The 9,890-nt window shown below is 59.4% G+C and carries 9 protein-coding genes; 5 read left to right on the top strand and 4 right to left on the bottom strand.

Annotation, left to right across the window (positions count from 1 at the left end):
* Nucleotides 1-318: 318 nt before the first annotated feature.
* Together ybaK and plsY are read left to right on the top strand one after the other, a co-directional pair.
* Entirely contained in the window at nucleotides 319-810 is a 492-nt protein-coding gene (gene ybaK, locus P3T22_RS10435) for a Cys-tRNA(Pro) deacylase (RefSeq protein ID WP_063497179.1), read from the top strand.
* A 113-nt stretch (nucleotides 811-923) separates the two neighbouring features.
* The gene (gene plsY / locus P3T22_RS10430; protein WP_429324894.1) at nucleotides 924-1,568 is read left to right on the top strand and encodes a glycerol-3-phosphate 1-O-acyltransferase PlsY; all 645 of its coding nucleotides are present in this window, start codon (nucleotides 924-926) and stop codon (nucleotides 1,566-1,568) included.
* A gap of 218 nt (nucleotides 1,569-1,786) precedes the next feature.
* Here the strand turns inward: plsY and P3T22_RS10425 are convergent, their stop codons facing one another.
* The gene (locus tag P3T22_RS10425; RefSeq protein ID WP_063497177.1) at nucleotides 1,787-2,272 is read right to left on the bottom strand and encodes a YajQ family cyclic di-GMP-binding protein; all 486 of its coding nucleotides are present in this window, start codon (nucleotides 2,270-2,272) and stop codon (nucleotides 1,787-1,789) included.
* Between the two features lie 185 nt (nucleotides 2,273-2,457).
* On the opposite strand from P3T22_RS10425, the gene murB reads away from it, so the two are divergent.
* Complete coding sequence (gene murB, locus P3T22_RS10420) at nucleotides 2,458-3,498, top strand: UDP-N-acetylmuramate dehydrogenase (protein ID WP_063497176.1); 1,041 nt, start codon at nucleotides 2,458-2,460, stop codon at nucleotides 3,496-3,498.
* A gap of 255 nt (nucleotides 3,499-3,753) precedes the next feature.
* Here murB and P3T22_RS10415 read toward each other — a convergent pair whose 3' ends face one another.
* Both P3T22_RS10415 and argF read right to left on the bottom strand, forming a co-directional pair.
* The gene (locus P3T22_RS10415) at nucleotides 3,754-4,980 is read right to left on the bottom strand and encodes an argininosuccinate synthase (protein ID WP_063497175.1); all 1,227 of its coding nucleotides are present in this window, start codon (nucleotides 4,978-4,980) and stop codon (nucleotides 3,754-3,756) included.
* Between the two features lie 238 nt (nucleotides 4,981-5,218).
* Nucleotides 5,219-6,148 (bottom strand): ornithine carbamoyltransferase, encoded by a 930-nt coding sequence (gene argF / locus P3T22_RS10410; RefSeq protein ID WP_063497174.1) that lies wholly within the window; start codon nucleotides 6,146-6,148, stop codon nucleotides 5,219-5,221.
* A gap of 436 nt (nucleotides 6,149-6,584) precedes the next feature.
* Between argF and P3T22_RS10405 the strand changes: the two genes are divergently transcribed.
* The gene (locus P3T22_RS10405) at nucleotides 6,585-6,929 is read left to right on the top strand and encodes a DUF3579 domain-containing protein (protein ID WP_063497172.1); all 345 of its coding nucleotides are present in this window, start codon (nucleotides 6,585-6,587) and stop codon (nucleotides 6,927-6,929) included.
* 377 nt (nucleotides 6,930-7,306) lie between these two features.
* On the opposite strand, the gene P3T22_RS10400 is transcribed toward P3T22_RS10405, so the two are convergent.
* Nucleotides 7,307-8,431, bottom strand: a complete 1,125-nt coding sequence (locus P3T22_RS10400) for an ISAs1 family transposase (RefSeq protein ID WP_063497171.1) — start codon at nucleotides 8,429-8,431, stop codon at nucleotides 7,307-7,309.
* A 385-nt stretch (nucleotides 8,432-8,816) separates the two neighbouring features.
* Here P3T22_RS10400 and P3T22_RS10395 point away from each other — a divergent pair, with 385 nt between their 5' ends.
* Nucleotides 8,817-9,842 (top strand): formylglycine-generating enzyme family protein, encoded by a 1,026-nt coding sequence (locus tag P3T22_RS10395; RefSeq protein WP_429324893.1) that lies wholly within the window; start codon nucleotides 8,817-8,819, stop codon nucleotides 9,840-9,842.
* Nucleotides 9,843-9,890 lie beyond the last annotated feature (48 nt).

Below are 9,890 nucleotides of genomic sequence, written 5' to 3'. Positions count from 1 at the left end.
CTTTAGCGTCTTACTCTGGTCCCATGCAAAGCGGTCGACCAGAGTTGACGCTTTAGCGTCTTACTCTGGTCCCATGCAAAGCGGTCGACCAGAGTAAGTGCTCTGCATGGGACCAGAGTAGCGCGCTAAAGCGCGAACTCTGGTCGACACGCCTTAGCGTCTAACGCTGGTCCCATGCAACATGGTTGCTAAACGTATTCGGCGCCCAGCATACTGTGCTCCGGAAGATTTGCGAACGATCGTGCCACAATCGCCGGACTCGCACAATTGGCCATTCGGCAAATAGCCGTCGTGCAAACTCGCCATTACAATGCGCCGATGAGCAAATCCAGACACGTCTCCGAAACGCCCGCGACGCAGTTTCTGCGCCGTCACGGCGTCACTTTCGGCGAACATCCTTACGATTACGTCGAGCACGGCGGCACCGAGGAATCGGCGCGCCAGCTTAGCGTGGATGAACATCATGTCGTCAAGACTTTGGTGATGGAAGACGAGCACGCCAAGCCGCTGATCGTGCTGATGCACGGCGACCGCACTGTCAGCACCAAGAATCTGGCGCGGCAGATCGGCGCGAAACGCGTCGAGCCGTGCAAGCCCGAGGTGGCGAACCGGCATTCGGGCTATCTGATCGGCGGCACGTCGCCGTTCGGTACGCGCAAACAGATGCCGGTGTACGTCGAGTCGAGCATCCTCGTGATGGACAAGATCTGGCTGAACGGCGGCCGACGCGGTTTTCTGGTCAGCATCCAGCCCAAGGTATTGACCGACCTGCTGGCGGCGAAGCCGGTTCAGTGCGCGAGCGTCGATTGACGTTTGCGTGAATGTTTTCCGGGCAGGTGGGTTCGGTAGAATGTGCGCCGCCTTGTTCCCTGTTGCGGTTGGGGTATCGAGTTTCAGACCGCCGATCCTTATAAGAGTCCCAGATGCAAAACCTGATCGTTGCTGTCGTTGCCTACCTGATCGGCTCGGTGTCGTTTGCCGTGATCGTGAGCGCCGCGATGGGGCTGGACGACCCCCGCTCATACGGCTCGGGCAACCCGGGCGCCACCAACGTGCTGCGCAGCGGCAGCAAGAAGGCTGCGATACTCACCCTGATCGGCGACGCCTTCAAAGGCTGGCTGCCGGTGTGGTTCGTGGTGCACTTCGGCGCGCGTTACGGCCTCGACGATACGTCGGTTGCGATTGCGTCCGTTGCCGTGTTTCTCGGCCACCTGTATCCGATCTTCTTCCGTTTCAAGGGCGGCAAGGGCGTGGCGACCGCAGCCGGCGTGCTGATCGCGATCAACCCGATCCTCGGCATTGCCACCTTGCTGACGTGGCTGATCGTAGCGTTCTTCACACGTTATTCTTCGCTGGCGGCTTTGGCCGCGGCGGTGTTCGCGCCGTTCTTCGACGGCTTTCTGTTCGGGCCACATGTCATCGCACTGGCGATTGTCGTGATGAGCTCGCTGCTGGTATGGCGCCACCGCGGCAATATCGCCAAACTGATGCATGGCCAGGAAAGCCGCATAGGCGACAAGAAGAAAGCCGACGCAGCGGCCAGCGCGGCGGGCGGCAACGAACCTTAAGTGCGGGCGGGGCGCGCCAAAGCGGGCTCTAGCCGGCGCGCCTTAGTTCGTTCGCGGACTGCGCGCTGAAGGCGTACTGAAGGCGCACCACCTGTGTGCTGAGCGTTCGACCCGTGCCGGGTGCTGAGGCTCAACGCAGCTAAGCGTTCCGTGGTGAGCCGCAACGCACGTCCATTGCCGAGCGTCAACTCGCGCCCGGTACCGGGCGTGACGCGCGTTCAGTCGCGGAAGTTGTTGAAGTCGAGCGGCGTATCGGTCACGTCCTTGCGCAGCATCGCTATCACGCTTTGCAGATCGTCGCGCTTGCCGCCGGTGATGCGCACCGCGTCGCCCTGAATGCTCGCCTGGACCTTGATCTTGCTGTCCTTCACGAGACGCACGATTTTCTTCGACAGATCGCCGGACACGCCTTTCTTGATCTTGATGACCTGCTTGACCTTGTCGCCGCCGATCTTCTCGACCTTGCCGTAATCGAGAAAGCGCACGTCCACATTGCGCTTGGCCATTTTCGACAGCAGGACGTCTTTGACCTGGCCGAGCTTGAAATCGTCGTCGGCGTAGGCGGTGATTTCGCTTTCCTTGTGCTCGACGCGGGCGTCCGACCCTTTGAAGTCGAAGCGGGTTGAAATTTCCTTGTTGGACTGCTCGATCGCGTTCTTGACTTCGATCATGTCCGCTTCGCAGACGACGTCAAACGATGGCATTGTTTTCTCCCAATAGTGCTGCGGTGCGTGGCGCGGCCGGTCGGCTGCTCACGGGGCACTCGCTATAATCACGAACCTGGCGTCATTTTACCGACGCCACTCTCTTTTGCCTAAGGCCGCCGCGCATTGTCGCGCGGCCCGGGGCCAGATGCCGTTTCGTTCGTCGTTCCATTCTTCTCATTCTGATGTCCCAATCCGACTCCGCCGCGTTCATTGCCGGCTATCCGCTGAAGGCGCATAACACCTTCGGTTTCGAGGTTCGCGCGCAGTTTGCGTGCCGGATCGAGCGTGAAGCGCAATTGATGGCTGCCGTGCGCGATCCGCGTGCCGCCGGCTTGCCGCGGCTGGTGCTGGGCGGCGGCAGCAATGTCGTGCTGACGGATGACTTCGCCGGTCTGGTGCTGCTGGTGGCGCTGCAAGGCCGCCGCGTCGTGCGCGAGGACCACGACGCATGGTACGTCGAGGCGGCCGCCGGCGAGCCGTGGCATGACTTTGTCGCATGGACTTTGGCGCAAGGGCTGCCTGGGTTGGAGAATCTCGCGCTGATCCCGGGGACGGTGGGGGCGGCGCCGATTCAGAATATCGGCGCGTATGGTCTGGAGATGTGCGAGCGGTTTGCGTCGCTGCGGGCGATTGAGCTGGAAACGGGCGCCGTAGTCGAGCTCGATGCCGACGCTTGCCGATTCGGTTACCGCGATAGTTTTTTCAAGCGGGAAGGGCGCGACCGTTTTGTGATTACTTCGGTCACTTTCCGTTTGCCGAAGGTGTGGCAGCCGCGCGCCGGGTATGCGGATATCGCGCGTGAACTGGCTGCGAGTGAGCATGCCAGTGCAGCGCCGAGTGCACAGGCGATTTTCGCCGCGGTCGTCGCGGTGCGGCGCGCCAAGCTGCCCGACCCGCTTCAGCTAGGGAACGCCGGGAGTTTCTTCAAGAATCCGGTCGTGGAGGCAACGCAGTTCGAGGCGCTGAAGCTTAAGGAGCCCGAGGTCGTGTCTTATCCGCAACCGGACGGCCGGGTGAAGCTCGCGGCGGGCTGGTTGATCGATCGATGTGGCTGGAAAGGCCGCGCGATGGGCGCCGCGGCCGTGCATGAGCGGCAGGCGCTGGTGCTGGTGAATCTCGGCGGAGCGAACGGAGCGGAGGTGTTGGCGCTCGCGAAGGCGGTTCAGCGGGATGTGCTGGCGCGGTTTGGGGTGGAGTTGGAGGCTGAGCCGGTTTGTTTGTGACGCGGCAGCCGCAAACGTTGGTCAATGGTGGTGCAGCGATTTGCGCAGGGGCGTTGGTACTCGCGCTCGCAGAAGCGGTTTGGAGCCGAACACGGAGCAGGTTCGTCGCGACAGGATAAGTGGGACGTTGCAATAGAAAAAGGCGCCAGGAGTTGTCTCCTGGCGCCTTTTTCGCATCTGCGCTTCGGTTCCGCCCGCGCCTCACGACGCCTAATTTCGCTTACGCGAAGTTAGGCTTGACCGAAACGCATGTCGTCAGCCGCGCTGACGACGCGCGTTTTCAGCAATCCGCATACGCAGCGCGTTCAGCTTGATGAACCCGCCAGCGTCGGCTTGATTGTAAGCACCGCCGTCGTCGTCGAACGTGGCGATGGTCTTGTCGAACAGCGTTTCCTTCGAATCGCGCGCGACAACCGACACACTGCCCTTGTACAGCTTCACACGCACCCAGCCGTTGACCTTTTCTTGCGTGTGGTCGATCAGCACCTGGATTGCGCGGCGCTCCGGGCTCCACCAGTAACCGTTGTAAATCAGCGCAGCGTAACGCGCCATCAGGTCGTCTTTCAGGTGGGCCACTTCGCGGTCGAGCGTGATCGACTCGATGCCGCGGTGCGCCTTCAGCATGATCGTGCCGCCCGGCGTTTCATAGCAGCCGCGCGACTTCATGCCGACGTAGCGGTTTTCCACCAGATCCAGACGGCCGATGCCGTGCTTTCCGCCCAAACGATTCAACTCGGTCAGCATTTCAGCCGCCGACAGACGCTTGCCGTTGATCGCGACCGGATCGCCGTGCTCGTACTCGATGTCGAGGTATTCAGCCTGGTCCGGCGCCTGTTCCGGCGACACCGTCCAACGCCACATATCGGCTTCGGCTTCGGCCTTCGGGTCTTCCAGGTGACGGCCTTCGAACGAGATGTGCAGCAGGTTCGCGTCCATCGAATACGGCGCGCCGCCTTGCTTGTGCTTCATTTCGATCGGAATGCCGGCCTTTTCGGCGTAGGCGAGCAGCTTTTCGCGCGAGAGCAGATCCCATTCGCGCCACGGTGCGATCACCTTGATGCCCGGTTCCAGCGCGTAGTACCCGAGTTCGAAGCGAACCTGGTCGTTGCCCTTGCCGGTTGCGCCGTGCGAGACCGCTTGCGCGCCGGTGGCGCGGGCGATTTCGATCTGACGCTTGGCGATCAGCGGGCGCGCGATCGACGTGCCCAGCAGATACTCGCCTTCATAGATCGTGTTGGCGCGGAACATCGGGAACACGTAGTCGCGCACGAATTCTTCGCGCAGGTCTTCAATGAAGATGTTTTCCTGCTTGATGCCGAGTTGCAGGGCTTTTTTGCGCGCCGGTTCCAGCTCTTCGCCCTGGCCGATGTCGGCCGTAAACGTGACGACTTCGGCGTCGTAGTTGTCCTGCAACCACTTCAGGATGACTGAGGTGTCGAGGCCGCCCGAATAGGCGAGCACGACTTTCTTGATATCGCTCATGGTGAACTCGTAGCTGGAGAAAGCTGGAAAACAAGGCGCGCCGGCGGTTCCGGAGCGCGGGAAACCACTATTTTGACACTAAACCGCCGCTTCCCTGCGTTTTTGGGGCAGTGCGGTGGGTGAGCCGGTTCCGTTTGCATTCGCGGACGCCGGCTCGATGCGTGGCGTTAAACGTGGATGCCTTGCCTCGTATTCAAGGCCCCGTCACGCTTCACGCAGGTGCTGTGTAGCAACTCGCTCAGTGATTGAGCTTGCCGAGCAGCAGATATTCCATTAACGCCTTTTGCACGTGCAGCCGATTTTCCGCTTCGTCCCACACAACGCTTTGCGGGCCGTCGATCACTTCCGCGCTGACTTCCTCGCCGCGGTGGGCCGGCAGGCAGTGCATGAACAGTGCATCAGAATTGGCGAGCGCCATCATATCGGCGTCTACGCACCAGTCCGCGAAGGCTTTCTTGCGGGCTTCGTTTTCGGCCTCGAAGCCCATGCTGGTCCATACGTCCGTGGTGACCAGATCGGCGCCCGTGCAGGCTTCGTTCGGGTCGTCGAATTCCTGATAGAACGGTGCGCTTTCAGCAGCGACCATGGCGTGGTCGAGCGTGTAGCCCGGCGGTGTGGACAGGCGCAGCTTGAAACCGAGAATCTGGGCGGCTTCGATCCACGTGTACAGCATGTTGTTCGCGTCGCCGACCCACGCGACCGTCTTGCCGCGAATCGGACCGCGATGCTCGAAGTACGTGAAGATGTCCGCCAACACCTGGCAAGGGTGATATTCGTTGGTCAACCCGTTGATCACCGGCACGCGCGAATTCTCGGCGAAGCGCTCGAGGATGTCCTGGCCGAACGTGCGGATCATGATGATGTCGACCATGCGCGAGATCACTTGCGCTGCGTCTTCGATCGGCTCGCCGCGGCCGAGCTGCGTGTCGCGCGTGCTCATGAAGACGGCGTGGCCGCCCAGCTGGAAGATGCCGGCTTCGAACGACAGGCGCGTGCGCGTGGAGTTTTTCTCGAAGATCATCGCCAGCGTGCGGTCGTGCAGCGGGTGGTAGGTCTCGTAGTTCTTGAATTTGCGTTTCAGAATGCGCGCGCGTTCCAGCACGTACTCGTAGTCTTCCAGCGAGAAATCCTTGAACTGCAGGTAGTGGCGAATTTTCTTGGCGGTCATGAAACAAATACGGCGGTCTCACCCGGCAGGATTGCCGGACGGCGCCGCCGTCGTTTGTGGTAACTCAATGCAGCATAAAGGATTTCGCCCCGTTTGACGAGTCGGCCAAAAGGCTGGGCAAGCTGTCTGAAAGCCTTTCGAAACCCTCAAACGAGGCTTGTGTGCGCTGCGGGAAAGGGTCCGCTGCGCTATAATCTGCCGGTTATCCCTAAGCTTGGCAGGCCGGTATTGAGCTTGCGGGACACGGCTTGCGCGCTCCGGAAAGTTTCCTCGTGGTGCGCCGTCATGATGAGCGCCGAGGCGGCTTGTGCGGCCCTTCGCGGTTTCTGGCGGCACCGCTCGCCATTCAGGCGTGGCCGATGTGTCAGGCATCCCAAAGCCGTTTTGCAGTCAGCTTTGCCGTCATCCCGCTGGGCAGTCACACAGGTATTCCTACATGGCCGAAGCAGCTCCAACCGAATATTTCATTCAAGGCATCACGTCGACCGGGAAAAAATTTCGGCCGAGTGATTGGTCGGAGCGGCTCGCAGGCGTAATGGCATGCTTCGGTCCCAGCCCGGGCGGCAAGGGACCGAACGCTTACCTGCAATACTCCTTGTACGTCCGGCCCACCATTATCGGTGGCCTCAAATGCGTGATTCTCGATTCGCGCTTGCGCGACATCGAGCCGATGGCCTTCGATTTCGTTCTCAACTTTGCGAAAGACAATGATCTCCTCGTGACTGAGGCGTGTGAGTTGCCTCCCGAGTACGCCACGCAGCAAGCCAGGAGCGCGCGCTAAGGAGCGGCGCTGCCGGTTGCCGCATTCAACAGCGGTTCTGGGTGACGGCGCAGTATTCACACTGTGCTGGAGGTAGCAGCAAAAATTCCACGTCGCCCGTTTCTTTGGAAGTATTCGCATTCGGCGCGCTTTGCGGTGGGATAGCCGGCTATGCGGATCGTTCGGCCGTTCAGCACTGGCACCGCATTCGCCGTGCCACTCAATTCCGCTTGACCGCGATTTACTCTTCGCGTTAATGGGGCGCCTGATTGCGTTACGGGTGTCGACCGTAACCACGCCGCCGACAGACATTCGGATGCCCCTCTCCTCAACATGATTCCCCTCAACCACCGGCATGGGTGACTGTCCGGATGGCCTTCAGGGCGATTGCATGAAGCTCATAGGCCCAGCAGGCTGGCTCGGTATTGATCGTTGGCACCGGCCTTGAGGCGGCGTATCTTCAGCCCGACCTTGGTTTTCGTATCGCGCTTGAGCAGGTTCATGGTGATGCGACGCAGGATCGCAAAGTTCTGCGCTGCATTTTCAACTCTCACGCGGCATTGATCTTCGCCAAAGGCCATGTCCAGCACCCAGTGCATGTTGTTTTCGATGCGCCAGTGAGAACGTACTGCATGAGCGATGCGGCAGGCGTCAGCGGGCAGGCTACTGATGTAATAGCGGCGCTGCGTCGAGGCGACCCCGGCGATTTCGCGCGTCGCCTCGACCATGACCACCGAGCGCAGTGCCGGCCAGCGCCCGTCCACCTTGCCGGGCCAGCGCGAGGAGATATCCTGGGCCACGCAACGCCGTGTCTCGATACGGCCGTGATCCTTGTCGATCTCGCGGTATTCGTCAAACGTGCCCGCGTGCAGTTCTGGGCAACGCTCCAATGAATCAAAGACGCCACGCACCAGGCGCGCAAGTGCCCGCTGGTTGTCCTTAACCGCCAGCACGTAGTCGGCCTGCGCCTCGATAATTTTCCCGGCAATGCGTTGCTGGCAACCCATCGCGTCGATCGTCACGATCGCACCCTTGAGCAGCAGCGCATCGAGCAACTCCGGAATTGCCGTGATCTCGTTGCTTTTGTCCGCCGTGCGCACCTGTCCCAGCGCCATACCCAGGCCACTGCCGTAGGCCGACACCAGGTGAAGCGCGCGCTCCTGGCCACGATGCGAGCCGCGCACGGTCTTGCCATCAATGGCCACCACCTGATCGACCAGTGCCGGGCACAGATGTGCAGTCCAGCGTATGAAGCAGGCTTCGAACTGCTGCGCGTCGAGCGCGGCAAATACGCGCCCAAATGTATCGTGCGACGGGATGCCGTTGACCAGCGGCAGGTAGCGTCGCAGCCACTCCAGCTTCGCCTCGGCCCACGTCTGGATCGCCACCCAGCTATCGGCGCCCGACAGGACTGCACACAGCGCCACCACCAGCATCTCAGTCGGATCATGGGCCGGCGTGCGGCTGCGCGGATCGCGCAAATCGCCAAACGCCTCTTCGATACTGAGCACGTCTTCCTGCATCGCTTTTCCCGGGCACAAAAGCTGGCGTAAACGCGCTTTCAACCGGGCTCACAAGCATTTCGCAACCCTCTGTAACGTTTCGTGCAATCGCCCTGGGATGGCCTTGCGCGCAATGCATTTTTCGGATTTGTCCGATAGAGGCGCCACTGATCGTAAATAAAATCAACAAATCAGTAAAAGGGTCGCAACCCAAGCGATCTATACAAGAGGAGATTCTGGCGATTTCCACACATATTCTTGTGTCGCAGAGTTTCTCAAGCCTATCTAGTTCGCTAATTGAGCGATTGAAAGTCCAGATTGTGTTTCAGAATGCAAGAGGATAAGAACTAACATCAACTCCGAGTCGGGATCAAGACACATCTATCCAGAAATAAAAGGTCTGTATATGCAAGCGGCGTGCGCAGGTGTTTGGTTTGTAAAAGACAGAATCAAAGAGAAGCTGGCATTTCCTGAACTTTGCAGCCTGATGGTATCGATGCCGCGTTTGTGGAGAATTTTATTGCCGGTGGCATTCTGTCTGGTTTCTGTGACATCTGAGGGGAAAGAAGCCATTAATGCGTTAAGGCATTTTAAGGGCTGTGACGTCTGCTCGGAGATGGTTGTTATCCCGGCTGGCGAATACATGATGGGCGCCAGGGAGGAGGACTTAGAGGGTGAAAAGAATTATGCATCGATGTACAGGGACGAAACGTCGCGTCATCCGGTGTCCGTTAAATCATTTGGCTTCGCGAAGTTCGATGTGACGAGGAAGCAATTTTCGATATTCTCAAACGAAACCGCATTTGATGGCAGGGGCTGCACAACTTATAACGGAAGATGGTGGGTGTTCGACTCCCACGCGGACTGGAAGAATCCTGGGTTCAGCCAGAGCGATGATGATCCGGTTGTCTGTGTTTCCTGGGCGGATGCTCAGAAATTTATCGTATGGTTGAATTCTAAAACACCCGATGGCAAGGCCGGAAAACATCGGTTGCCGACCGAGGCCAAGTGGGAATATGCCGCGCGCGCCGGCACGGTCGCCCGTACTTATTGGGGTGATAAGCGTTCAGAACAATGCGCGTATGAGAATACACGAGACGTGTCCGCACGAGATCTGGACCCCACTGCGCCATACGTAGATTGCAAGGACGGATACATAGAAACATCGCCGGTTGGATCATTCCGGCCGAACCCATGGGGCCTGTACGACATGCTTGGTAACGCCTATCAGTGGGTTTTCGATTGTTCGCAATTTACCTATTCAACTGATCCAGAAGATTTCCATTTTCCGGATTGTTCAATGAAGACAGCGCGGGGAGGCAGTTGGGCGACGATTCCCATCGGCGTTCGCGCGGCGAACCGAATTGCGTATAAGACAGAGACGCGTCGGAGCACTATTGGATTTCGACTTGCTGTTGATCTATCAAGGTAGTTGATCAAGTGGTGACCGTGAATGGAGTAACGGTAGTCTAAATCGAAT

The sequence above is a fragment of the Paraburkholderia sp. GAS348 genome, from assembly GCF_050434205.1.
Taxonomy (GTDB): Bacteria; Pseudomonadota; Gammaproteobacteria; order Burkholderiales; family Burkholderiaceae; genus Paraburkholderia.
The sequence above is the reverse complement of the archived record's forward strand: the minus strand, read 5'-3'. Positions and strand labels throughout refer to the sequence as shown.